Origin of the sequence: Haemophilus sp. Marseille-P9675 (assembly GCF_916862695.1) — a bacterium.
GTDB lineage: Bacteria > Pseudomonadota > Gammaproteobacteria > Enterobacterales > Pasteurellaceae > Haemophilus > Haemophilus haemolyticus_K.
In genome coordinates, this window is sequence record NZ_CAKASP010000001.1 from 84258 (window position 1) to 109127 (window position 24870).

A 24870-nucleotide genomic window follows, 5' to 3' on the forward strand; every position below is an offset into this window, starting at 1 on the left:
AAAGTGCGTATTTTAACCCAAGAACCCGTCATTAGAGAAGAACAAAATTGGCTCACAATTCTAAAAAATGCGATTTCAGATCCTAAATTATTGCTAAAAGCCTTAAATTTACCAGAAGATGATTTTGAGCAATCCATTGCTGCGCGGAAACTTTTTTCGCTCCGCGTACCACAACCTTTCATTGATAAAATAGAAAAAGGTAATCCGCAAGATCCCCTTTTCTTGCAAGTGATGTGTTCTGATCTAGAGTTTGTACAAGCCGAAGGATTTAGTACGGATCCATTAGAAGAAAAAAATGCCAATGCGGTGCCGAATATTCTTCATAAATATCAAAATCGCTTGCTCTTTATGGCGAAGGGCGGTTGTGCGGTGAATTGTCGTTATTGCTTCCGCCGACATTTTCCTTACGACGAAAACCCAGGAAATAAAAAAAGCTGGCAACTGGCATTAGATTACATTGCGGGGCATCCTGAAATTGAAGAAGTGATTTTTTCAGGTGGCGATCCTTTAATGGCGAAAGATCATGAGTTAGCGTGGTTAATAAAACATTTAGAAAATATACCGCACTTACAACGTTTGCGTATTCACACCCGTTTGCCTGTTGTGATTCCGCAACGGATTACTGATGAATTTTGTACCTTATTAGCAGAAAGTCGCTTGCAAACTGTTATGGTGACACACATTAATCACCCCAATGAAATTGATCAAATTTTTGCTCATGCGATGCAAAAATTAAAAGCCGTGAATGTCACGCTTTTGAATCAATCCGTTTTGCTAAAAGGCGTGAATGATGACGCGCAAATTCTAAAAATATTGAGTGATAAACTTTTTCAAACAGGAATTTTGCCTTATTACTTGCATTTGCTAGATAAAGTGCAAGGGGCGAGCCATTTTTTGATTAGCGATATTGAAGCTATGCAAATTTATAAAACCTTGCAATCTCTTACATCTGGCTATCTTGTTCCCAAACTCGCACGAGAAATTGCCGGCGAACCAAATAAGACTTTATACGCGGCATAAGATCCGATAAAATATCACGTAATTTTTTTGCCGCACTTCCGTGGCTAATTAACATGAATAACAACAAGTATCAGGAGTAATCCAGTGGATTCTATGAATAAAAATCAAAATGAACAATCATCTCAAGATGAATTAGATTTAGGTCTTAATCAAGTTGAACCAATTACACCAAAGAAAGTGGTGCAACCTAGTGAGTCAATTTTTGATAAAGCAAAGGGTTTATTTGCGAAAAAAGATCATGTAGAAACAAATTTTCATGAGCGTAAAGAGCCCACTTTTGGGCATACTCCTGCTCAAGAAAGCGCGCCTTTTATTTCTAGCGAAACATTGAGAACAGAACAAGAGCCAGTTATTCAGACTGTATCTGCAGAAGAGACAATATCTGCTGTTGAAGAAGAAATTAAGACTGAAACGATTGCCACAGAAACTGTTGAGCAAGCAGAAAAACGTACTTTAGGCCAACCGGAAAAATGGAAAGTGTTGCAAGTATTACCAGCAAAACATCGCCGTTTATTTATGGCTATTTTGGCGTTGGTCATTTTATTAATTATTTTCTTTGCATTAAAACCAAGTTCTGACACCGTTGAGTCTTTCACTCAATCTAACAGCAATGAAATCCCAGTGCAGTTCCAATCTTTAGATCAAAATCAACCAGTTGAAACCACGATTTTAGATAATCCTCCTGCACAAAATCAGATGGCAGCAGAGCAAGCTAACCAACCTGAAAATGCGCCAAAAGCAGATGAATCAGCTAATAGTTTGACCGCTCAAAATCAACCTGCAGAAAACATGGCTACGCCACAAAACATGGCTGCGCCACAAAATATGGCTCAAGCTCCAGTTCAAACCTCAAATACAATGGATTCAGCTTCAGCTAAACCTATGCAAGCAGCTCAACCTGAGCAATCACAAACTCAAGCTCAACAAACTCAAGTGGAACAGCCAAAAGCACCAACTGTTGTAGCGCCAGTTCAACCGGTGAAAAAAGTAGTAGAACAACAAGTTGCACATAAAGATACCGCGAAAAAAGAAGTGAAAGTTGCGGAAAAAGCACATGTACCAGCAAAAGCAACTGAACAAACCGTCGCTAAAACAGCTGGAAAAGCACCAATTGTTGAGGCAAAACCGGTTCAAGTTAAAAAAGAAGCTAAAGTTCAAATTGTTGATGCAAAACCTGCAACGAAAGCAGCTGCACCAACTGTATCGGCGAAAACATTAACTGTGCCTAAAGGCGTTTCTCTTATGCAAGTATTCCGTGATAATCAACTTAATATTTCGGATGTTAATGCAATGAGTAAAGCAGCGGGTGCGGGCAATGTTTTAAGTAGCTTTAAACCGGGTGATAAAGTTGCGGTATCCGTAAACAGTCAAGGGCGAGTAAATGAAATGCGTTTATCTAACGGTGCGCGATTTGTTCGTCAGTCTGATGGTTCTTATGAATATAAAAAATAATTTTTAGGGCGAGCAATCGCCCATTTTTCTTTTTTAAGTAGGATGTTATGTTTAAAAAAACGTTTCTAATTTTAACCGCACTTTGCTTGGTCGGTTGTGCTCAAAGTGATTTACCAAAGAAGCCAGAGCCGCAAAAGATGCAGGTGGAAAAAGTAGATAAAGCTTTGCAAAAAGGTGAGGCGAAAGTTTATTTGTGTAAAGATGACAAGCAAGTTCGTGTTGTTCATTCCACTCAAAAAAAACGTAAAAAATTATTGCATCACATTACGGTGACGTTCAATTCTATGTCAGAAAAATTGACATTAATGATTTCTGAGCGCGGTAAGAATTACGGCAATATTCGTTGGACGTGGCAAGAGCGCGAGGATTTTAGTGTGCTAAAAACTAATTTAGGTGAAGTTTTAGCGGAACAATGTGTATTACAACCCGTAGAGCGTTTATCCGGTAATTAATTGTGCAAACCGAACTCCAACGTGGCTTTATTCTTCATCGTCGCCCTTATAGTGAAACGAGTCTTTTAGTCGATTTGTTTACTGAAGAAAGTGGTCGCCTAACCGTGATCGCCAAGGGTGCACGAGCAAAGCGTTCATCTTGGAAGTCGGTCTTGCAACCTTTCACACCTTTATTGTTGCGTTGGTCGGGAAAAAGCTCATTGAAAACCCTCACTAAAGCTGAACCTGCCGCAATTACACTGCCTTTACAACAAACCGCACTTTATAGCGGTTTTTATGTGAATGAGTTATTGACTCGTGTCATTGAGCCTGAAACACCGAATCCTTCGCTATTTCAACATTATTTAAAATGCTTAACGGGCTTGGCAACTGAAACCAACGTTGAACCAACATTGCGTCTTTTTGAATTTCAACTTTTACAAATTCTCGGTTACGGCGTGGATTTTCTGCATTGTGCAGGCTCTGGCGAGCCTGTGGATTGCACAATGACATATCGTTATCGTGAGGAAAAAGGTTTTATTGCTTCCTTAGTGAAAGATAATCTCACCTTTTATGGCAGAGATTTGTTAGCCTTTGAAGCCCTAGATTTTTCCGATGAGGCGGTTCGTCAAGCGGCAAAACGTTTTACTCGTATTGCACTGAAACCTTATCTTGGCGATAAACCGTTAAAAAGCCGGGAATTATTCACTCAAAATATTTTACTTTTAAAATAATGGTTCTTCTTTATACTCCAAAGCAAAAAACAAACAATGTTCAAACCATTACGGCTGATATTCTTGATTTAGATTATCAAGGTTTAGGCGTCGCGAAAATTAATGGTAAAACTTGGTTTATTGAAAATGCGCTTCCGCACGAAAAAGTGGAATGTCGTATTCTGGAGGATAAACTCCAATATGGGCATGCTACGGCAAAAAAATGGCGAGTAAAAAGTTCTGAACGTTTAGAACCTAAATGTGCTCATTTTATGCGTTGTGGTGGTTGCCAAGGGCAACATATTCCTATTGAAATGCAGAGAAAAGCGAAAGAATCCGCATTGTTTAAACGATTAAGTAAATTACAGTCAGAGCCGATTTCATTTCAACCTATGATTTGTGGCGATGCTTGGGCGTATCGTCGTCGTGTGCGTTTGAGTTTATGGTTTAATCCAAGCACAAAACAAATTGAGATGGGCTTTCGTCAGAAAAATACCAACGATTTAATTACTGTTCAATCTTGCGAAGTGGCAGAATCTGCAATTAATTATTTACTGCCTAAATTAACCGCACTTTTAGAAAAATTTTCAGCACCGAAACAGCTTGGGCATATTGAACTTGTGGTGGCCGATAATGGTGTCGCAATGTTGTTACGTTACACCAAAAAACTTTCGGAAATTGACCGCACTTTATTGCTCAAATTTGCTGAACAAGAAAAGCTAATGCTGTTTTTACAAAGCGATGAAGGCATTGAACAAAGCTATGGCGATGCACCTTATTATCAATTTTCTGATGGCATAAAATTACATTTTGATATTCGTGATTTTATCCAAGTAAATCGTGCATTAAATGAACGTATGGTCAATACAGCCTTGGATTGGCTTGAATTGAACCAACAAGATTGTGTGTTAGATTTATTTTGCGGCATGGGAAATTTTACGCTTCCTCTCGCCAAACGCGTGAAAAGTGCGGTAGGAATTGAAGGCGTTTTTGAAATGGTACAAAAAGCGGAGCAAAATGCTGCAAGAAACCAAATCAAGAATATTGAATTTTTCCAAGCCGATCTTGACCAATCTTTTATTGAACAACCTTGGGCACGTCAGTCGTTCAATAAAATTTTGCTTGATCCTCCACGTAGTGGCGCAGCTTTCGCGTTAAATGCTTTGTGCGAGTTGAAAGCAGAGAAAATTTTATATGTGTCTTGTAATCCCGCAACATTAGTGCGTGATGCGGAAATTTTACGTGATTTTGGCTACAAGATTGAAAAAAGTGCGGTGATAGATATGTTCCCTCATACGGGGCATTTGGAATCGATAACGTTATTCACTACAAAATAACTCGGTTATTCGGTACAATATCCACCCAAAATAAAAGCGACAGGAAGTTGCTTGCTCTTCATCAACAAGGGGGTGTTATGGTTGCTGTTCGTGGTTCTCATTTGTTAAATCCGCAGGATTTTGTGATTGAACAATGGTGCGCTGGCTTAAAACTGGCAGAACAAACAGAAAAAAGTTTGATCGATGCGTGGTATTACGCACGTGACTTAATGAGCACCCATCCCGATGAAATGAAGAATGCTACCTTGATGCTCCAGTCTGGTGTGGAAATGGTAGAAATTTTGCACGAACTTAATATGGATGCGGAAACATTGCTTACTGCAATGTTGTTTCCTGTGGTTGCAAATAAATTAACCGATTGGGAAAGCCTAAAAGAAAAGTTTGGTGCGAAAATCACTAAATTACTTAAAGGTGTGTTGGAGATGGATAACATCCGTCAACTTAATGCTAGTCACTCAGCTAATGCCTTACAAGTAGATAATGTTCGCCGTATGTTGTTGGCGATGGTGGACGATTTCCGCTGTGTAATCATTAAACTTGCCGAACGTATTACTTTCTTGCGTGATGCAGAGCATCGTTGCGCAGAGGAAGACAAAGTCCTTGCTGCCAAAGAATGTTCTAATATTTATGCCCCTCTTGCCAATCGTCTTGGGATAGGTCAGTTGAAATGGGAGTTAGAAGATTACTGCTTCCGTTATCTCCATCCTGAACAATATCGCGCTATTGCTAAATTATTGCAGGAACGTCGTCTTGATCGTGAACATTACATTGCTGATTTCGTCAGTGAGTTGAGCGGTTATTTACGCGAAAATATCGAGCAAGTAGAAGTCTATGGTCGTCCGAAACATATTTATAGCATTTGGCGCAAAATGCAGAAAAAGCATCTTGAGTTTAGCGGTTTATATGATGTAAGAGCGGTCAGAATTATCGTGCAAAAATTGCAAGATTGTTACACCGCACTTGGGATTGTGCATACTCAATTTAAACACTTACCCAAAGAATTTGATGATTATGTCGCGAACCCGAAACCAAACGGTTATCAATCCATTCATACTGTTGTTTTAGGTAAAGGCGGCAAGCCAATTGAAGTGCAAATTCGAACCCAACAAATGCATGATGATGCAGAGTTAGGGGTGGCGGCTCACTGGAAATACAAGGAAGGTAATACGGGCAGCATGTCTGCCTACGAAGAAAAAATTGCATGGTTGCGCAAATTGCTAGCTTGGCAAGATGATATTACGGATTCAGGCGAAGTGATGGCAGAGTTGCGTAGCCAAGTATTTGACGATCGCGTCTATGTGTTTACGCCGAAAGGTGAAGTAGTGGATTTGCCAACGGGATCTACACCATTAGATTTTGCTTATGCAATTCATAGTGAAATTGGTCATCGCTGCATCGGGGCAAAAGTAGCGGGACGTATTGTGCCATTTACCTATCAGCTACAAATGGGTGATCAAATCGATATCATTACCCAGAAAAATCCTAACCCGAGCCGTGACTGGCTAAACCCAAATTTAGGATTTACTCACACTGCAAAATCTCGAGCCAAAATTCAAGCGTGGTTTAAAAAGCAAGATCGCGATAAAAATATTCCAGCGGGTAAAGAATTACTCGATAATGAATTAGCGCGTTTAAATTTAAGTATTAAGCAAGTGGAACCTTATGCATTACCGCGCTATAACTTGAAAAATTTGGACGATCTTTATGCCGGCATTGGCAGTGGTGATATTCGTTTAAATAACTTAATCAATTTCTTGCAAAGTAAATTGATTAAAGTGACCGCTGAAGAAGCTGATCAAGAAATTTTACGTCATGTCGCTAACAAAAGTGCGGTGAATTCTCAGCAGAAATCTGAGAAAAACAATGGTTATGTGATTGTGGAAGGTGTGGGCAATCTTATGCATCATATTGCACGTTGCTGCCAACCTATTCCTGGCGATGCGATTGTTGGTTATATCACTATGGGGCGTGGTATTTCTATTCACCGAGCAGATTGTGAACAGTTCTTAGATTTGCAAGCGGCTCACCCAGAACGAGTAGTAGAATCTATTTGGGGTGAAAATTACGCAAGTGGGTTCCATATTAATATCCGTATTGTGGCAGGCGATCGCAATGGCTTATTACGTGATATTACGACCGTTCTAGCAAATGAAAAAATTAGTGTATTAGGGGTGTCAAGCCGTGCTGATACAAAAAAACAACTTGCAACTATTGATATGGAAATTGAACTCCATAATGTTGAAAGTTTGAGTAAAATATTGGCTCGATTAGCAAAATTAGATGATGTTATCGAAGCGAAACGTTTATAAAAATAGGAAAATTTATGTATAAAACGACGGGGCTAGCCCATTTAATCAATTCCACTAAATATTCATTACAAGGCTTAAAAAGTGCGTTTAAAAATGAAACGGCTTTTCGCCACGAATGTTTTTTAGCCTGCATTTTAATTCCTCTTGCTTTCTTTTTAGGCGAAACAAAAATTGAAATTATCTTGATGCTCTCTTCTGTTTTGCTTGTGATGGCGTTGGAACTTTTAAACAGTTCGGTGGAGGCTGTTGTCGATCGCATTGGTACAGAACGCCACGAGCTTTCAGGGCGTGCGAAAGATCAAGGTTCTGCATCGGTATTTATTGCCCTTTGTATTGTTGCTGTTGTTTGGGGGGGAATCCTATTTTTCTAATATACGGAATATTTTTTAAGGTACAGTATATTTTGGGGACGGCTTATGGAAACATAAGCCGTTTTTAATTATTCATTTTACTTTTGGGTATAATTTCTTGAGCCAAAAATAGCGGTACCAATTCTTACCATTGTTGAGCCACGTTTAATTGCGCTCGGCATATCATCGGTCATTCCCATAGAAAGGGTATCAATTTGTTGATTGGGTAAGGCCTGTTTTAGTTGTTCAAATAGATCGGACATTTTTCTGAACACGGCTTCTTGTTCAGCGATTTTATCAGTTGGCGCGGGTATAGCCATTAAGCCACGTAAGCGTAAGTGCAGTAAATTTTCGATGTGTTTTGCCAGTGTTAGCATTTCTTCTGGTTGAATACCAGATTTACTTTCTTCATCGCTGATATTAACCTGAATTAAGACATTCAACGGTGCCTTATTCGTCGGTCGTTGTTCATTTAAACGATCTGCAATTTTTGCTCTATCAAGTGTTTGCATCCAATCAAAATGTTCTGCAACGAGACGTGTTTTATTCGATTGTAATGGACCGATAAAATGCCATTCAAGGTTAATACCTTGAGATTCAAAATATTGGATCTTTTCTACACCTTCTTGCACATAATTTTCCCCAAAAGCCGTTTGTCCAGCTTGATAAGCCGAAATAATGGCGGAAATAGGTTTGGTCTTAGATACGGCAAGTAATTTAACAGTATTTTGATCGCGTCTTGCTTCTTCGCAAGCTGTTTTAATTTTTTGATGAATTAGGTTGAGATTATGCTGGATATCCATAGGTTCTCCTTTATAAAAGTGCGGTTAGTTTACACGAAATTTATTTACTGAGAAAATTTCTGAAAAATTTGTTACTTTCTGTTTGACAAGCTCGGGAAATTTCGGTATTTCTTTACGTATTCATTTTTCAAGATAAAACACAATGAAAAATAACCGCACTTTATCCGTAATCATTAGCACGATTACCACTATTATGATGACCATTACTATGATTAATGGCGCGGGTTAGTGCACCAAAAAACAGGATACAGAAAACCCGCGATTCAACTGAATAGCGGGTTTTTTTATAAATTCAAAAACACAATATCTCTAGGAGAACCAATCATGCGCGTACTTAAATTTGGCGGCACTTCGCTTGCAAATCCGGAACGTTTTTCCCAAGCAGCGAAATTGATCGAGCAAGCTCATTTAGAAGAGCAGGCTGCAGGTGTTTTATCAGCACCAGCCAAAATAACTAATCATCTCGTCGCCCTTTCTGAAAAAGCTGCATTAAATCAACCAACCGATACGCATTTCAACGAAGCAATCGAAATTTTCTATAACATCATCAATGGCTTACATGCCGAAAATAATCAATTCGACTTAAATGGCACCAAAGCGCTTATTGATGCTGAATTTGCTCAAATTAAAGGATTATTAGAAGAAATTCGTCAGGCAGGAAAAGTAGAAGATGCAGTTAAAGCGACGATTGATTGCCGTGGTGAAAAACTTTCTATCGCAATGATGAAAGCTTGGTTTGAAGCGCGTGGCTATAGCGTACATATTGTGGATCCTGTCAAACAATTATTAGCAAAAGGCGGTTATCTTGAGTCTTCTGTTGAAATTGAAGAATCCACAAAACGTGTTGATGCAGCAAGTATCGCAAAAGATAAAGTAGTGCTTATGGCAGGCTTTACTGCGGGTAATGAAAAAGGTGAGTTAGTGCTGCTCGGTCGTAATGGGTCAGACTATTCTGCAGCCTGTTTAGCCGCTTGTTTAGGCGCAAGCGTATGCGAAATTTGGACCGATGTGGATGGCGTTTATACTTGTGATCCGCGTTTAGTGCCAGATGCACGTTTATTACCAACTCTTTCTTATCGTGAAGCGATGGAGCTTTCTTATTTCGGTGCGAAAGTGATTCATCCTCGTACGATTGGCCCATTGTTGCCACAAAATATTCCTTGTGTCATTAAAAATACAGGAAATCCTTCTGCGCCAGGTTCTATTATTGATGGCAATGTGAAATCAGAAGGTTTACAAGTCAAAGGTATCACTAACTTAGATAACTTGGCGATGTTTAATGTATCAGGCCCTGGTATGCAAGGCATGGTAGGAATGGCATCTCGCGTATTTTCAGCTATGTCAGGAGCAGGCATTTCAGTCATTTTAATTACTCAGTCTTCGTCTGAATATAGTATTAGTTTCTGTGTGCCTGTGAAATCTGCAGAAGTAGCGAAAACTGTACTAGAAACTGAGTTTGCTAATGAATTAAACGAACATCAATTAGAACCAATTGAAGTGATTAAAGATTTATCCATTATTTCTGTAGTAGGCGATGGAATGAAACAAGCGAAGGGTATTGCTGCTCGTTTCTTCTCTGCGTTAGCACAGGCAAATATTAGCATTGTGGCGATTGCACAAGGTTCTAGTGAACGTTCAATTTCTTCGGTTGTGCCGCAAAATAAAGCGATTGAAGCGGTGAAAGCTACCCATCAGGCGCTTTTCAATAATAAAAAAGTCGTGGATATGTTTTTAGTGGGCGTTGGTGGAGTAGGCGGAGAATTAATTGAGCAGGTAAAGCGCCAAAAGGAGTATCTAGCAAAGAAGAATGTTGAAATTCGAGTTTGCGCTATTGCGAATTCCAACCGCATGTTGCTCGATGAAAATGGATTATGTTTAGACGATTGGAAAAACGATTTAGAAAATGCGACTCAGCCATCAGATTTTGATGTATTGCTTTCTTTCATAAAATTACATCATGTGGTGAATCCAGTATTTGTCGATTGTACCTCAGCCGAATCTGTAGCAGGGCTTTATGCTCGTGCGTTAAAAGAAGGTTTCCATGTGGTTACGCCAAATAAAAAAGCGAATACACGAGAATTAGCTTATTACAATGAGTTACGTCAAAATGCTCAAGCAAGCCAACATAAATTTTTGTATGAAACCAATGTGGGCGCAGGTTTGCCAGTTATTGAAAATCTTCAAAACTTACTTGCTGCGGGCGATGAGCTTGAATATTTTGAAGGTATTTTATCTGGCTCCCTTTCCTTTATTTTTGGTAAATTGGAAGAAGGACTTTCTCTTTCAGAAGTCACCGCACTTGCCCGAGAAAAAGGGTTTACTGAACCTGATCCTCGTGATGACCTTTCGGGACAAGATGTAGCGCGCAAATTATTAATTCTTGCTCGTGAAGCTGGAATTGAGCTTGAACTTTCAGATGTTGAAGTTGAAGGCGTATTGCCGAAAGGCTTCTCTGAAGGAAAATCTGCAGATGAATTTATGGCAATATTGCCACAGCTTGATGAAGAGTTTAAAACTCGTGTTTCTACCGCTAAAGCTGAAGGAAAAGTATTGCGTTATGTTGGAAAAATTTGCGAAGGTAAATGTAAAGTATCTATTGTTGCAGTTGATCAGAATAACCCTCTTTATAAAGTGAAAGATGGTGAAAATGCTTTGGCATTTTATACTCGTTATTACCAACCTATCCCACTTTTATTACGTGGTTATGGCGCAGGCAATGCAGTTACTGCGGCAGGTATCTTTGCAGATATTTTAAGAACATTACAACATTAATAAGGATTCCCAATGTTAAGAATTTACGCCCCTGCATCTAGCGCGAATATTAGCGTAGGTTTTGATACTTTAGGTGCCGCGATCTCTCCTATTGATGGTTCATTGTTAGGTGATGTGGTTCAAATAGAATCTATATCAAGTGGTTTTGAGTTAGAAAGTGCGGGCTATTTTGTTCGTAAATTACCGAAAGAACCACAAAAAAATATTGTTTACCAAGCTTATGTGCTATTTAGCGAGCAATTAAAATTACGCGGAGGAAATGTTAAACCTTTACGTTTAACGTTAGAAAAAAATATGCCTATAGGCTCTGGTTTAGGCTCTAGTGCTTGTTCTATTGTTGCTGCATTAGTGGCATTAAATCAGTTTCATGATGGCCCTTTTTCGAAAATGGAGTTGCTTGAAATGATGGGAGAATTGGAAGGCCGTATTTCTGGTTCAATCCATTATGATAATGTTGCACCTTGCTATCTTGGCGGTGTGCAATTTATGGTGCAATCGCTCGGCAATATTTGTCAAAAATTGCCATTTTTTGATAATTGGTATTGGGTGTTAGCATATCCGGGAATTGAAGTTTCTACTGCTGAAGCTCGAGCAATTTTACCGAAAAGCTATACTCGACAAGACGTGATTGCCCATGGTCGTCATTTAGGTGGCTTTGTGCATGCTTGCCATACCCATCAGGAAAACCTTGCGGCGATTATGATGAAAGATGTCATTGCCGAGCCTTATCGTGAATCTCTGCTACCTAATTTTGCTGAAGTAAAACAAGCTACACGCGATTTAGGTGCACTTGCCACAGGTATTTCAGGCTCAGGCCCAACAATTTTCTCTATTGCCCCAGATTTACAAACTGCAATTAAACTTTCAACTTATTTAGAGAATCATTATTTACAAAATAATGAAGGTTTTGTGCATGTATGTAAGGTTGATAACGAAGGCGCAAGAGAAATTAAATAAGCATAATTTAAATAGATAAAATTAAATTAAAAACGGATTAAATATGAATTTATACAATATCAAACATCCCGAAGAACAAGTCACTTTTTCTCAGGCTGTTCGTCAAGGACTTGGTCGGGATCAAGGTTTATTCTTTCCTGAAGTTATTCCTCAACTTAATAACATTGATGAATTACTTGAATTGCCTCTTGTGGAGCGTAGCCAAAAAATTCTAGGTGCATTAATTGGTGAAGAATTACCGAAAGCAACGTTAGATGAGATGGTAAAAAATGCATTCACTTTCACCGCACCGTTAGAAAAAGTGGAAGATAATATTTATGCACTTGAATTATTTCATGGGCCTACATTAGCATTTAAAGACTTTGGTGGCCGTTTTATGGCTCAGGCACTTGCAGCAGTTCGTGGTGATGGAAAAATCACCATTCTAACGGCTACGTCTGGCGATACCGGAGCCGCTGTAGCACATGCATTTTATGGATTAGAAAATATTAATGTAGTTATCCTTTATCCAAAAGGCAAAATCAGCCCATTACAAGAAAAGCTATTCTGTACTTTAGGTGGGAATATTCGTACTGTTGCGATTAACGGTGATTTTGATGCGTGTCAGGCTTTGGTTAAGCAAGCCTTTGATGATGGTGAATTGCGCCAAGCTATCGGACTTAACTCTGCAAATTCTATTAATATCAGCCGCTTATTAGCTCAAGTTTGTTACTACTTTGAGGCTGTAGCACAGTTGCCAAAAGAAAAACGTGATAATGTTGTGGTTTCTGTGCCAAGTGGTAATTTTGGTAACTTAACTGCAGGATTAATTGCAAAAACATTAGGCTTGCCAATAAAACGCTTTGTTGCCTCAACAAACGCAAATGATACAGTGCCACGTTATTTGAAATCGGGAAATTGGGATCCTAAAACGACAGTTGCAACCCTTTCTAATGCAATGGATGTAAGTCGCCCAAATAATTGGCCGAGAGTGGAAGAATTGTTTAAACGAAATGGCTGGAATCTAAGTGATTTAGGTTCCGGAATGCTAAGTGATAGTGAAACAGAAGATACCTTAAAAGCGATGCAGGCAAAAGGTTATTTATGTGAACCGCACGGTGCGATAGCTTACCAAGTGTTGAAAGATCAACTTAAAGCAGGTGAAACAGGAATCTTTCTGTGTACAGCGCATCCTGCGAAATTTAAAGAATCCGTAGAACGTATTCTTGGTATTCAGCTTTCATTACCTGAAGCACTGGATAAACATAATCAGCTACCATTGCTTTCTGATGAAATGGATAATGATTTTGCACAACTACGGGCTTACTTATTGAAGTAATAAAGTGCGGTAAATTTTAATTGAGATGTTAAAGATAGCGCTTGATATTTAAGCGCTATTTTATTTTTGAAAAATAGGGGAAGTATAATGATAGTGGGGCCTTATATTAATGCGGCAGCAATTATTACTGGCACATTAATCGGTGCAATGATTGGTGGAAAATTACCAGAACGATTACGAGTTAATTTAACATTAATTTTTGGTTTGTGTTCAATGTGTATGGGAATAGTAATGCTTTCTAAAGTAGAAAGTATGCCAGCAATGGTTTTATCTATACTGATTGGAACAATTATTGGTGAAATCATCTTGCTTGAAAATGGTATTAATAAATTGGCTAGCTATGCTAAAAGTCTAGTAGAACGGGTATTTCCTTCAGCCCCTAAAGGGATTAGTCATGATGAATTTTTAGGAAAATTTGTGGCTCTTGTGATTCTTGCTTCTTTTAGTGGAACTGGAATCTTTGGTGCAATGAATGAAGGCATGACAGGGGACCCAAGCATCTTAATCGTAAAATCTTTCTTGGACTTTTTCACTGCAATGATTTTTGCAACAACATTAGGTTATGCGGTGACAACAACTTTTATCCCACAAACCTTATTACAATCTATTTTGGCATATTCAGCAGTATTTATTATCCCTTTTGTCACACCTGAAATGCGTGCTGATTTTGGCGCTGTAGGTGGAGTGTTGATGATTGCTACAGGTTTTCGAATTTGCAATATTCAAATGTTCCACGTAGCAAATATGCTACCGGCACTTTTTTTAGCAATGCCGATTTCTTATCTTTGGCAAAGTTTCTTTTAATAGAGAAGAAAAATAGCTATAAATTTATTTATAGCTATTTTTTATTTCTATTTTTTATTTCTATTTTTTATTTCTATTTTTTAGTTGATTTTATTTCAGATATTTCTCTACCATAATTTACACAAATAATTTGTGCAGCATTATAAAGTGTAGTATCAGGCATTAGGCGTAAAGTATGTTTTTTTTGCTTTTTAGGGGCTGCACGTACGCCTTCGCCCCAAAATTCATCGTAGAAGTCAGTACGGACTTGGGTTAAGTGATAGTTTTGGCAATTTAATATTTTATATTGTCGAACAGAACGGGCATAACGTTTAGTTTCTGGATAAACAAATAAACCTTTATCTAAGTTAATCACTGCATCAAAATGGACAATTTGAGGTTCTTCATTATCAACCCAAATTGAACTAGTATCGATATAGTAATTTATATCTTTCACTAGACGAATATAGCCATTTCTAATTTCTATTGGTGTTGCGAGTTTTACATCTTGTTGTATTGGATTTTGTTTAGGATGAATAGAACAAGCGCTAAGTAACCCAAATGATAATATTAAAATCAGTTTTTTCATTATTTACTCCTTATGTTAGCTGACATTCATTCTAAAATTTTACAGTGTGCCCATAAGCTTCTAGGATTGTTTTAATATGCTCTAATGATTCTTTGGTTGGCGGTAATACATCTTCAAGCTCATAATCTAACCCAAGGGTTTTCCATTTATGCGCACCTAATCGATGGTAAGGAAGAAGTTCAACTTTTTCAATATTGGTCATACCTTCAATAAATTGACCTAATAAATGCACGTCGTGATCGCTATCAGTATAACCAGGAACAACAACATAACGAATCCATGTACGTTGATGACGTTTTTGCAAATATTTTGCAAATTCAAGGGTACGTTTATTTGGTACTCCAATAAGATTTTGATGAACTTGATCATTAAGCTCTTTTAAATCGAGTAAAACAAGATCCGTTACATCTAATAATTCATCAATAATATGATCATAATGACGTACAAAACCATTTGTATCTAAGCAAGTATTAATCCCTTCCGCTTTACAAGCCCGGAACCAATCACGCACAAACTCTGCTTGTAGCACAGCCTCACCGCCAGATGCCGTAACACCACCGCCAGTAGCATTCATAAAATGGCGATAAGTCACAACTTCTTTCATTAAATCTTCGACACTGATTTCTTTACCACCTTCAAGATCCCAAGTATCACGATTGTGGCAATATTTACAGCGCATCAAGCAGCCTTGCATAAATAAAATAAAACGAATACCTGGCCCATCTACAGTGCCACAAGATTCAAAAGAGTGAATTCTTCCTAAAACAGACATGACATCTCCAATATTATCTACATGACTCATTAATAAATTTGTTTTCTTTTATTATATAAAGAGAAACAGAATCTTTATCTATAAAAGCCAATAATGCATTTTCTTTTTTTCCATAACTATCTAATAATAAATTACACCTATTTGGTATTTCATTATATGAGGTAACCAATAGAAGCTCCCTAATTTCTTTGCTATCTCCATTTTCAGACAAAATGAATTGTATTCGGTCAAAGACAATCCAAGTTAAATATATATTGTTACCTAAAATTGCCAAAAATATAAAAAAACTTAATAAACGAAACAAACTAAAAAAATATTTTTTTAAAATAATAAAGTAAGAATATATAAATAAAATATTCATTAAAAAAATAATAAACACAAACTGAAGAATCAAACAAATAGAGAGCACTACATTTTGAAAATAAGGGAAATACTCAGAGGAATACCCTACAATACCAATAATTGTTGTATTTATACTAGCCCCAACAAAAGACTTTACCATAGGAAAAAAAACAACAGCAACAAGAATTGTTATTAGTTTATTTAATAATGAAATATTTTTATTTAAATTAATTTTCTCACCAAATCTCCTTACCTTAACCAGTAAAACCTGAAAAATATAAAAGGATGATAAAAACAATAATATTGCAGGAGTCAATATATCTAGAATTTCATTGCTAATATTTAGCTCATGTGGAATAAATAATAATGAACTAATATAAGGAAGATGAAACCTATACTCATACCAGAATAGTGTAAGTATTAGTATTAAGAAAGGAATAAATGAGGATGGCCTTTTTCTCAATATACATAGTAATTTTTCTAAATTTTGAGAACCATAATCATGCATCCACAAACTAAGCAAAGCAAAGAATACTATAATACCCAATATCACTTTATATTGCCCTTAATAAAAACAAAATAATGAAAATCCTCAAATCACTTACCATACCACAAGATTCAAAAGAGTGAATTCTTCCAAGAACTGACATACATAGATTTCCTAAAATTAGATATAGCTAAATTTTACCAAAGATTTGGTCTATAAAAAATGAGCCTGATTTAAATCAGGCTCATAATTAAAATATATTTATCAAAGTGCGGTCATTATTCGCTGACTTTTTGAAAGGTTTGCACCACTGGCGCTTGTTCACAATACTCGACCAATACAGGTACAATTGAGGTAAAGTGTGGCGTTGCAAAATGTTGTTCTAAATCGGCTTTGCTTTTCCATTGCTCAATAAAAACATAATGATTAGCCTGCTCGCTATTTTGTTGTAATTCATAAGATACGCATCCTGTTTCTTGACGAGTATGCTTAATTAATTCTTGGCATTGAGTTAGAAAATCATTAATTTTGTCCGCTTTTACTGAAAATTGGGCAATAACTGTTAGCATAATTTGCTCTCCTATATAAAAATAAACCACTCACAAAACTATTCTGTGAGTGGTTTATATTAAAACATAATTTTATTTACTTAGAAAGACTCAGTAAATGTACGAGTTACGACGTCTTGTTGTTGCTCTTTAGTTAAAGAGTTGAAACGTACTGCGTAACCAGATACACGGATAGTCAATTGTGGATATTTATCCGGATTTTCCATTGCGTCTAACAACATTTCACGGTTTAACACATTCACATTTAAGTGTTGACCACCTTCAACTGTTGCTTCGTGGTGGAAGTAACCATCCATTAAGCCAGCAAGATTACGGCGTTGTGCTTCGGCATCTTTACCTAACGCATTTGGTACGATTGAGAAGGTATAAGAAATACCATCTTTCGCGTAAGCAAATGGAAGTTTAGCTACAGAAGTTAATGATGCTACCGCACCTTTTTGGTCACGACCGTGCATTGGGTTTGCACCTGGTCCGAATGGCGCACCAGCACGACGACCATCTGGGGTGTTACCAGTTTTCTTACCATAAACCACGTTAGAAGTAATGGTTAATACAGATTGTGTAGGCACTGCATTGCGGTAAGTTTTAAGTTTTTGAATTTTCTTCATGAAACGTTCAACTAAGTCACAAGCGATGTCATCAACACGGTTATCGTTGTTACCATATTGTGGATATTCACCTTCGATTTCAAAGTCGATTGCTACGTTAGTTGCAACAACATTGCCATCTTTATCTTTGATGTCGCCACGAACTGGTTTAACTTTCGCATATTTGATTGCTGAAAGTGAGTCAGCCGCAACAGAAAGACCTGCGATACCACAAGCCATGGTACGGTATACATCACGGTCATGTAATGCCATTAATGCTGCTTCGTATGAATATTTATCGTGCATATAGTGGATTACGTTTAAGGCAGTCACATATTGTTTTGCCAACCAATCCATAAAGCTATCCATACGGGTCATGACTGTATCGAAATCTAATACTTCATCAGTAATTGGTGCAGTTTTCGGACCTACTTGCATACCTAATTTTTCATCGATACCGCCGTTGATTGCGTATAACAATGTTTTCGCTAAGTTTGCACGTGCACCGAAGAATTGCATTTGTTTGCCCACAACCATTGGTGATACACAACATGCGATTGCGTAGTCATCATTGTTGAAGTCTGGACGCATTAAATCATCGTTTTCGTATTGAACTGATGAGGTATCAATCGATACTTTCGCACAGAAACGTTTGAAGTTTTCAGGTAATTGTTCAGACCAAAGAATAGTTAAGTTTGGTTCTGGAGAAGTACCCATGTTGTAAAGAGTGTGTAAAATACGGAATGTATTTTTGGTTACTAATGTACGACCGTCTAACCCCATACCTGCGATGGTTTCAGTTGCCCACATTGGGTCACCTGAGAATAATTGATCGTATTCAGGTGTACGTAAGAAACGAACCATACGGAGTTTCATGACTAAGTGGTCAACTAATTCTTGCGCTTCAGTTTCAGTAATTTTACCTGCTTGTAAATCACGTTCGATATAGATATCGATAAAGGTTGCAGTGCGACCGAATGACATTGCCGCACCATTTTGTGATTTGATTGCAGCAAGATAAGCAAAGTACATCCATTGAATGGCTTCTTGAGCATTAGTCGCTGGGTTAGAAATATCATAACCATAGCTTGCAGCCATTTGTTTTAATTGGCCTAATGCACGGTGTTGTTCTGCGATTTCTTCACGTAAACGAATTGTTGCTTCAAGATTTATGCCATCCTCTAAATCTTTTTGTAAAGAAGAGAATTGTGCGTATTTATCTTTCATTAAGAAGTCAACACCATAAAGTGCTACACGACGGTAGTCACCGATGATACGGCCACGACCATAAGCATCTGGAAGACCAGTTAATACACCAGATTTACGGCAACGTAAAATATCTGGCGTATAAACATCGAATACACCTTGGTTGTGGGTTTTACGGTATTCAGTAAAGATTTTTTTCACTTCAGGATCTAATTCTCGACCGTAAATTTTGCATGACCCTTCCACCATTTTGATACCACCAAATGGCATAATGGCACGTTTTAAAGGCTCATCAGTTTGAAGACCAACGATTTTTTCTAAGTCTTTGTTAATATAACCTGGTGCGTGAGAAGTAATTGTTGAAGGCGTATGCTCGTCAAAGTCTAATGGCGCATGTGTGCGGTTTTCAACTTTGATTCCTTCCATTACAGCCTCCCAAAGTTTTGTTGTCGCTTCAGTTGGACCTGCTAAGAAAGAATCATCACCTTCATATGGGGTGTAGTTTTTTTGGATAAAGTCACGTACATTGACATTTTCTTGCCAATCACCACCAGTAAAACCAGCCCACGCTAATTTTTGCGCTTCATTAAGTTCTGACATAGTCATTTCCTTTGTTAATTAATAAATAAGTAAATAAATCTTTAATGCGTTTTGGTTAAATAACGTTGGAATACACCCATGCAAATTGCCCCGCCGACAATATTTCCCAACGTTACGGGAATTAAATTCTTCACAATGAAATGATACAAATCTAAATCTGCGTATTTCATCGGATCAACGCCGATTTGTTGCCAAAATTCAGGAGTACTAAAATGTGCAGTAATAATTCCCATCGGAATCATAAACATATTAGCCACACAGTGTTCAAATCCTGACGCAACAAACAAACCAATCGGCATAATCATAATAAAAGCTTTGTCTGTAACAGTCTTACCAGAATAAGACATCCAAATCGCCACACACACCATAATGTTGCATAAAATACCTAGATTAAATGCTTCAAACCACGTGTGATGAATTTTATGTTGGGCGGTTGCAAGAATTGTTAAACCCCATTGGCCATTTGCTGCCATGGTTTGTCCCCCAAACCAAATCACTGCAGCAATAAATAAGCCGCCCACAAAGTTACCTAAATATACGACAATCCAATTTCGGATCATTTGCGCTGTGGTTATCTTACCACCAACACGGGCAACTAAGGTTAAAGTAGAAGAGGTGAATAATTCAGATCCTAATATCACCACCATAATCACACCTAATGAGAATACTAACCCACCCACTAATTTGGTCAGTCCCCAAGGTGCTCCGGCACTAGCAGCTTGTGTTGTCGTGTAAAATACAAAAGCTAAAGCAATACAAGCTCCAGCACTAATGCCAGACATAAACGATAAAAATGGACGTTTATTTGCTTTATAAGTAGCTGTACTTTCTGCACAATCCGTTGCTTCAACAGGTGTGAGCGCAACAGAAGACAGTTTTTGAATTTCTGATGCCATAATCAAACTCCAAATATTAAAAAAAATTGATGAAAATTTAATACTTCTAATATGTTTACAACTTCAAATACTTCTACTACCAGGGACATTTTACTCTTTTAATTTTTCATTTCAAAGAAATGCTACGATTTATTCTAACAAAATTTGATATTTTGCAAGATTTTTTCAGATAAAATAACCATAACTCTTTAGTAATAGTTTTTAGGTAAAAAAATAACCGCACTTTTATCAAAAAAGACAAAAGTGCGGTTTGTTTTCTAGTTATTTTAGCAATACTCAGGACACATTAAGGTACAAAATAATGAGGTATAAAATGGCTATCATTCCCCGTCACTGCAGTAAAATCTTCGCGTAATCCCATACCGCAAGCCACATCACCCACAACCCAAGAGCCGATAATTGGATACATTCCATCAAAACTCGGCAATTCAAATTTTTGTTGATAAACATAACCTGAATTAGTATAAAACGCAGAGTGTTCGCTTCCTTTCGCTGCAAATTCTACGCCATGGTTTTTCTCATAATAGAATACATTGGCACCTTCTCGACCTAACAACGGTTTTTTCACCCACATTGATAAATCTTTTGGTAATTCGAAGGGCGTAAAATAAGCAGGCAATAAATTCGGATGATTAGGATAACGCGCCCAAAGTTTTGCCAATAGTGCTTTATTACTTAACAGCATTTTCCACGCAGGCTCAATAAATCGTGTTTCAGCCGTTGTAATATGACGAGCAAACTCAGCGTGGCTTAACCATTCTAGCGGATACAATTTAAATAACATTTCAATAGGCTGATCATTTAAATCTACAAATTTTTTTGTTTCGCTGTTATAGCCAATATCCTCTACCGCTAATTGATGAATATTCCAACCAGCGTTATAAGCCACATCAGCTAAATAATCCACATTGCCCCAATCTTCACGGCCAGCATCTTGCATAGCACTCAAATGGAAATCGGTTTTGCCACTTTGTTGTTTCAAAAATTGGAAATGTTTTATTAATTCTTCATGAATCCAGTTAAATTGATCCCGATGTTTCAAGCCCTCAATTTGCTCCAACCACTGCCATTGAACAACCGCAGCCTCCAACAAGGATGTTGGCGTATCGGCGTTATATTCAAACATTTTTAGGTTTTCACCATCATAGCCAAAATCAAAGCGTCCATATAAATAAGGATCTTGATTACGCCAAGAGGCTTCAATAAGCTGTTTTTGCAACTCCGTAAAACGGTAATTTTCATAATCGCCTTTTTTAATTTCATCCGCCGCAAAATCTAAACACATTGAATGTAATTCATTAGTTGTATCCTCAATGCGATCAATTTCCGCTAAGGTAAATTCATAGGCGACATTATCAGACCAATAATGAGATCCATCACTGGAAGGCAAGTTATAGTAATCAAATCCAACATTAAGTAGCTGTTGCACCATATCTGGACGAGTAGGAAACCCTGTTACACGTTTCATTTAGCCCCCACTGCTACGATTAGTATTATTTGGGCTACTAAAACCACCACGAGATACAGGTTTACTATTCATGCTTCCTGCATTTCCTTTCACAAGCATTGGTTTTCCAACAGAACGATTTGTTTGCGGTTGCACAACTTGCCCTGTTGGCGTGGTGACAGCGCGATTTCCGGGATGATAACTTGGGCCAAGGAAACTACTAATTGCACGAGCCGCCATATACCCCATAACTCCACCAGCAATCGCGGCCCCTAAAGAAGGATCGGTACTTTCAGCTTTTGCAGTCGATTCGACATTGTTCTCGCTTTGATTCGCTTGTGCATTATTTTCAGCTGGATTTTTTACCGCACTTTCTTCATTACCATTATCACGAATATTTAAACCAAGCCCCTGTTGTGGTGTGGTTTCAGTTTTCTGAGTACTCTCGGTATTTTTATCTACCTCACAAAGCTCAATTTTTTTCCAATCCGCTAAACAATCATCTAAAGACTGATACACATCACGTTGTACTTGTTCTTCTGAACAGCCTCCTAATAAGGCCACAATAGATAAACTAACTAAAATCTGATTTTTCTTTTTCATTGTTCTCAATTTTTATCGAATGGTTTTCACGCCTAGCCATTGCTCGGCCTGTTTATTGGTAATTTCTTCACGAGTCCACATACTCATTAAATCTGGTTGTGGATATTTATTGCTGTTATAGCCGACTAAACGAGCAAAATCAAATACGGCATGAGGATAACCATTAATAAGCAACAATGCTAAATAACCACTCTCATCCCAACAAATTTCAAGTTTGCGTGCTTCATGAGGATTAGAGGTTGAATCAACATTATACACATGCAACATATCCACTATCGGTTGAGCATTTTGACGCATATCAAGTGCATAAAAATAGCCCGTTTCACCGTCATCTTCAAACATTACAGCAAAATGCTCAAATACCGTAGAATGCGTTCCCACTTGCTTTGGCGTTCCTAAAAAGAGTTCATCCTCTAAAGTTAAATGTAACATAATCTTTCCTAATCAAATTGTGTAATCCAATGGCGACTATTATATGCTTGAAAACAAAGCTCTACTTGAGCTTTCGTATTTTTTGCATCATTCATTGGTGGAAGTTTATCCAAGGAAAAATAAGCAGACTCCAACGTTTCACTGTTCTTCTTAAATTCACCTGACAATCTTTCACACATAATAAAAGCCTTCTGTACACGATGAGCCAAAGGTGGATAGTTATGCTTATGTTGGTCGTGAATCGCAATAATAAAAGTTGGCTTCACATCAAGCCCTGCTTCCTCATACACCTCTTTTACTGTATTACTATGAAGCGTCTCCAATACATCAACCCATCCCCCAGGCAATGACCAAAGTCCATCATTTTCTAGCACTAACAAAATTTTATCGTCTTGAAAAATCGCTGCCCGAGTATCTATTTTGGGAGTTTGGTATCCATCCTCATTACAAAAAAGATTTTTAACCGTTTCTTTTGGTATTGCCATTTTATGGCTAATCATTTCAGCTGCTAAATCTCGAAGTCGCTCATAGCGTTCTATATCATAAATATTTTTACAATAAGCCAAGCCACTTTGTGCAATACTTTGAATTTCAATCGCCCAAGATAACCAAGGTTCAGTAAGCAGTGAATCAGATTGAGTATTCATAAAAACTCCCTAAAAAAACACCGCACTTTTATACAAAGTGCGGTGAGATTTTACAGTAAATTCAGCGTGAATTACGCTTGACCTTTAACCGCTTTTAAGCCAGGAAACGCTGCTGGAGTACCTGCGCGTTCTAATGCTTCTTCGATACGGATTAATTGGTTGTATTTCGCAATACGGTCAGAACGGCTCATAGAACCAGTTTTGATTTGACCTGCTGCTGTACCCACCGCTAAATCAGCGATAGTCGCATCTTCAGTTTCGCCAGAACGGTGAGAGATAACCGCTGTGTAACCTGCATCTTTAGCCATTTTGATTGCAGCTAAAGTTTCAGTTAAAGAACCGATTTGGTTGAATTTGATTAAGATAGAGTTTGCGATACCTTTTTCGATGCCTTCTTTTAAGATTTTGGTGTTAGTGACGAATAAGTCATCGCCCACTAATTGAACGCGGTCGCCTAACACTTTAGTTTGGTATGCAAAACCTTCCCAGTCAGATTCATCTTGACCATCTTCGATAGACACGATTGGGTATTGTTTAGTTAATTCTTCAAGATAGTGTGTGAACTCTTGAGAAGTGAATGAACGACCTTCGCCTTTCATTTCGTATTTGCCAGTTTCTTTATTGTAGAACTCGGAAGATGCGCAGTCCATCGCTAAAGTCACGTCTTTACCTAATACGTAACCTGCTTTTTCTACTGCTTCTTTGATACATGCTAAAGCGTCAGCGTTAGAGGCTAAGTTAGGTGCAAAACCACCTTCATCACCAACAGCAGTGCTCATGCCTTTAGATTTTAATACTTTCGCAAGGTTGTGGAACACTTCTGCACCGATGCGAAGTGCTTCACGTAACGTTTTTGCACCAACTGGTTGAATCATGAATTCTTGGATATCAACGTTGTTATCTGCGTGCTCACCACCGTTGATGATGTTCATCATTGGTAATGGCATAGAGTAAACACCTGGAGTGCCGTTAAGTTCTGCGATGTAAGCGTAAAGTGGTAAACCTTTAGATGCTGCAGCTGCTTTTGCGTTTGCTAAAGATACCGCTAAGATTGCATTTGCACCAAAGTTAGATTTGTTTTCGGTTCCGTCTAAATCGATCATGATTTGGTCGATTTCAGCTTGGTTAGACGCATCTTTACCAAGAATTGCTTCAGCAATTGGACCATTTACTGCTGCTACAGCTTTTAATACGCCTTTACCTAAGAAACGAGATTTGTCACCATCGCGTAATTCTAATGCTTCGCGAGAACCAGTTGATGCACCGGATGGAGCCGCAGCTAAACCAACAAAACCACCTTCAAGATGGACTTCAGCTTCAACAGTTGGATTACCGCGTGAGTCGATGATTTCGCGACCAATCACTTTAACAATTTTTGCCATTTTTATTTTCCTCAATTAAGTTAATTAAAACGGGTTAGGCGAGCCTAAAACAGGCGATATAATAAA

The 24870-nt window shown here is 38.0% G+C and carries 23 protein-coding genes and 1 other annotated feature; of the genes, 11 read left to right on the plus strand and 12 right to left on the minus strand.

What is annotated here, in order from left to right; translation table 11 throughout:
- Positions 1-3 precede the first annotated feature (3 nt).
- The 7 genes from epmB (at position 4) to LIX50_RS00465 (ending at position 7633) form a co-directional block, all read left to right on the plus strand.
- On the plus strand, positions 4-1020 hold the full coding sequence (epmB, locus tag LIX50_RS00435) for an EF-P beta-lysylation protein EpmB (RefSeq protein ID WP_048954212.1): 1017 nt from the start codon (positions 4-6) through the stop codon (positions 1018-1020).
- Positions 1021-1104: 84 nt separating this feature from the next.
- A complete protein-coding gene (oapA, locus tag LIX50_RS00440) occupies positions 1105-2472 on the plus strand; it encodes an opacity-associated protein OapA (RefSeq protein ID WP_048954211.1) in 1368 nt (455 codons plus the stop codon).
- A gap of 47 nt (positions 2473-2519) precedes the next feature.
- Positions 2520-2924, plus strand: coding sequence for a hypothetical protein (locus LIX50_RS00445; RefSeq protein WP_048954210.1), 405 nt, complete (start codon positions 2520-2522; stop codon positions 2922-2924).
- Positions 2925-2926: 2 nt separating this feature from the next.
- Positions 2927-3637, plus strand: a complete 711-nt coding sequence (recO, locus tag LIX50_RS00450) for a DNA repair protein RecO (RefSeq protein ID WP_048954209.1) — start codon at positions 2927-2929, stop codon at positions 3635-3637.
- Entirely contained in the window at positions 3637-4953 is a 1317-nt protein-coding gene (rlmD, locus tag LIX50_RS00455; protein WP_048954208.1) for a 23S rRNA (uracil(1939)-C(5))-methyltransferase RlmD, read from the plus strand. Before recO ends, rlmD begins: the two co-directional genes overlap by 1 nt.
- Positions 4954-5030: 77 nt before the next feature.
- Positions 5031-7262, plus strand: a complete 2232-nt coding sequence (gene relA, locus LIX50_RS00460) for a GTP diphosphokinase (protein ID WP_048954207.1) — start codon at positions 5031-5033, stop codon at positions 7260-7262.
- A 14-nt stretch (positions 7263-7276) separates the two neighbouring features.
- The gene (locus LIX50_RS00465; protein ID WP_048954206.1) at positions 7277-7633 is read left to right on the plus strand and encodes a diacylglycerol kinase; all 357 of its coding nucleotides are present in this window, start codon (positions 7277-7279) and stop codon (positions 7631-7633) included.
- A 77-nt stretch (positions 7634-7710) separates the two neighbouring features.
- Here LIX50_RS00465 and LIX50_RS00470 read toward each other — a convergent pair whose 3' ends face one another.
- A complete protein-coding gene (locus LIX50_RS00470; protein WP_048954205.1) occupies positions 7711-8415 on the minus strand; it encodes a YggS family pyridoxal phosphate-dependent enzyme in 705 nt (234 codons plus the stop codon).
- 170 nt (positions 8416-8585) lie between these two features.
- Positions 8586-8704: a sequence feature (Thr leader region), on the plus strand.
- Between the two features lie 35 nt (positions 8705-8739).
- Between LIX50_RS00470 and thrA the strand changes: the two genes are divergently transcribed.
- The 4 genes from thrA (at position 8740) to LIX50_RS00490 (ending at position 14266) form a co-directional block, all read left to right on the plus strand.
- Complete coding sequence (gene thrA, locus LIX50_RS00475; protein ID WP_048954204.1) at positions 8740-11187, plus strand: bifunctional aspartate kinase/homoserine dehydrogenase I; 2448 nt, start codon at positions 8740-8742, stop codon at positions 11185-11187.
- Positions 11188-11199: 12 nt separating this feature from the next.
- Entirely contained in the window at positions 11200-12144 is a 945-nt protein-coding gene (gene thrB / locus LIX50_RS00480; protein WP_048954203.1) for a homoserine kinase, read from the plus strand.
- Between the two features lie 43 nt (positions 12145-12187).
- On the plus strand, positions 12188-13462 hold the full coding sequence (gene thrC, locus LIX50_RS00485) for a threonine synthase (protein ID WP_048954202.1): 1275 nt from the start codon (positions 12188-12190) through the stop codon (positions 13460-13462).
- 87 nt (positions 13463-13549) lie between these two features.
- Positions 13550-14266 carry a DUF554 domain-containing protein gene (locus LIX50_RS00490; RefSeq protein ID WP_048954201.1) on the plus strand — a complete coding sequence of 239 codons (717 nt, stop codon included), beginning with the start codon at positions 13550-13552 and terminating at the stop codon, positions 14264-14266.
- A 73-nt stretch (positions 14267-14339) separates the two neighbouring features.
- On the opposite strand, the gene LIX50_RS00495 is transcribed toward LIX50_RS00490, so the two are convergent.
- The 11 genes from LIX50_RS00495 to eno all read right to left on the minus strand — a co-directional run bounded on the left by LIX50_RS00495 (position 14340) and on the right by eno (position 24804).
- Positions 14340-14834, minus strand: a complete 495-nt coding sequence (locus LIX50_RS00495; RefSeq protein WP_048954200.1) for a surface-adhesin E family protein — start codon at positions 14832-14834, stop codon at positions 14340-14342.
- A 31-nt stretch (positions 14835-14865) separates the two neighbouring features.
- Positions 14866-15606: a pyruvate formate lyase 1-activating protein gene (gene pflA / locus LIX50_RS00500; RefSeq protein ID WP_048954199.1), complete on the minus strand. Its 741-nt coding sequence runs from the start codon at positions 15604-15606 to the stop codon at positions 14866-14868.
- Between the two features lie 13 nt (positions 15607-15619).
- Positions 15620-16501, minus strand: a complete 882-nt coding sequence (locus tag LIX50_RS00505) for a hypothetical protein (RefSeq protein ID WP_048954198.1) — start codon at positions 16499-16501, stop codon at positions 15620-15622.
- 212 nt (positions 16502-16713) lie between these two features.
- Positions 16714-17004, minus strand: a complete 291-nt coding sequence (locus LIX50_RS00510) for a putative quinol monooxygenase (RefSeq protein ID WP_005636456.1) — start codon at positions 17002-17004, stop codon at positions 16714-16716.
- An 80-nt stretch (positions 17005-17084) separates the two neighbouring features.
- Entirely contained in the window at positions 17085-19397 is a 2313-nt protein-coding gene (gene pflB, locus LIX50_RS00515) for a formate C-acetyltransferase (RefSeq protein WP_048954197.1), read from the minus strand.
- A gap of 41 nt (positions 19398-19438) precedes the next feature.
- Positions 19439-20293 (minus strand): formate transporter FocA, encoded by an 855-nt coding sequence (gene focA / locus LIX50_RS00520; protein ID WP_048954196.1) that lies wholly within the window; start codon positions 20291-20293, stop codon positions 19439-19441.
- Between the two features lie 286 nt (positions 20294-20579).
- Entirely contained in the window at positions 20580-21761 is a 1182-nt protein-coding gene (locus LIX50_RS00525; RefSeq protein ID WP_048954195.1) for a glutathionylspermidine synthase family protein, read from the minus strand.
- Positions 21762-22343: a hypothetical protein gene (locus tag LIX50_RS00530; protein ID WP_048954194.1), complete on the minus strand. Its 582-nt coding sequence runs from the start codon at positions 22341-22343 to the stop codon at positions 21762-21764.
- A 12-nt stretch (positions 22344-22355) separates the two neighbouring features.
- The gene (locus LIX50_RS00535; protein WP_048954193.1) at positions 22356-22775 is read right to left on the minus strand and encodes a DUF2251 domain-containing protein; all 420 of its coding nucleotides are present in this window, start codon (positions 22773-22775) and stop codon (positions 22356-22358) included.
- A gap of 8 nt (positions 22776-22783) precedes the next feature.
- Entirely contained in the window at positions 22784-23422 is a 639-nt protein-coding gene (locus LIX50_RS00540; RefSeq protein WP_048954192.1) for an NUDIX hydrolase N-terminal domain-containing protein, read from the minus strand.
- A gap of 71 nt (positions 23423-23493) precedes the next feature.
- Positions 23494-24804, minus strand: coding sequence for a phosphopyruvate hydratase (gene eno / locus LIX50_RS00545; protein WP_005635098.1), 1311 nt, complete (start codon positions 24802-24804; stop codon positions 23494-23496).
- Positions 24805-24870 lie beyond the last annotated feature (66 nt).

Excerpts from the sequence above, each read along its gene's own strand:
- LIX50_RS00445 (WP_048954210.1), top strand. The coding sequence starts at position 2,520 with ATGTTTAAAAAAACGTTTCTAATTTTAACCGCACTTTGCTTGGTCGGT.
- rlmD (WP_048954208.1), top strand. The coding sequence starts at position 3,637 with ATGGTTCTTCTTTATACTCCAAAGCAAAAAACAAACAATGTTCAAACC.
- relA (WP_048954207.1), top strand. The coding sequence starts at position 5,031 with ATGGTTGCTGTTCGTGGTTCTCATTTGTTAAATCCGCAGGATTTTGTG.
- LIX50_RS00465 (WP_048954206.1), top strand. The coding sequence starts at position 7,277 with ATGTATAAAACGACGGGGCTAGCCCATTTAATCAATTCCACTAAATAT.
- LIX50_RS00470 (WP_048954205.1), bottom strand. The coding sequence starts at position 8,415 with ATGGATATCCAGCATAATCTCAACCTAATTCATCAAAAAATTAAAACA.
- thrA (WP_048954204.1), top strand. The coding sequence starts at position 8,740 with ATGCGCGTACTTAAATTTGGCGGCACTTCGCTTGCAAATCCGGAACGT.
- thrB (WP_048954203.1), top strand. The coding sequence starts at position 11,200 with ATGTTAAGAATTTACGCCCCTGCATCTAGCGCGAATATTAGCGTAGGT.
- thrC (WP_048954202.1), top strand. The coding sequence starts at position 12,188 with ATGAATTTATACAATATCAAACATCCCGAAGAACAAGTCACTTTTTCT.
- LIX50_RS00490 (WP_048954201.1), top strand. The coding sequence starts at position 13,550 with ATGATAGTGGGGCCTTATATTAATGCGGCAGCAATTATTACTGGCACA.
- LIX50_RS00495 (WP_048954200.1), bottom strand. The coding sequence starts at position 14,834 with ATGAAAAAACTGATTTTAATATTATCATTTGGGTTACTTAGCGCTTGT.
- pflA (WP_048954199.1), bottom strand. The coding sequence starts at position 15,606 with ATGTCTGTTTTAGGAAGAATTCACTCTTTTGAATCTTGTGGCACTGTA.
- LIX50_RS00510 (WP_005636456.1), bottom strand. The coding sequence starts at position 17,004 with ATGCTAACAGTTATTGCCCAATTTTCAGTAAAAGCGGACAAAATTAAT.
- pflB (WP_048954197.1), bottom strand. The coding sequence starts at position 19,397 with ATGTCAGAACTTAATGAAGCGCAAAAATTAGCGTGGGCTGGTTTTACT.
- focA (WP_048954196.1), bottom strand. The coding sequence starts at position 20,293 with ATGGCATCAGAAATTCAAAAACTGTCTTCTGTTGCGCTCACACCTGTT.
- LIX50_RS00525 (WP_048954195.1), bottom strand. The coding sequence starts at position 21,761 with ATGAAACGTGTAACAGGGTTTCCTACTCGTCCAGATATGGTGCAACAG.
- LIX50_RS00530 (WP_048954194.1), bottom strand. The coding sequence starts at position 22,343 with ATGAAAAAGAAAAATCAGATTTTAGTTAGTTTATCTATTGTGGCCTTA.
- LIX50_RS00535 (WP_048954193.1), bottom strand. The coding sequence starts at position 22,775 with ATGTTACATTTAACTTTAGAGGATGAACTCTTTTTAGGAACGCCAAAG.
- LIX50_RS00540 (WP_048954192.1), bottom strand. The coding sequence starts at position 23,422 with ATGAATACTCAATCTGATTCACTGCTTACTGAACCTTGGTTATCTTGG.
- eno (WP_005635098.1), bottom strand. The coding sequence starts at position 24,804 with ATGGCAAAAATTGTTAAAGTGATTGGTCGCGAAATCATCGACTCACGC.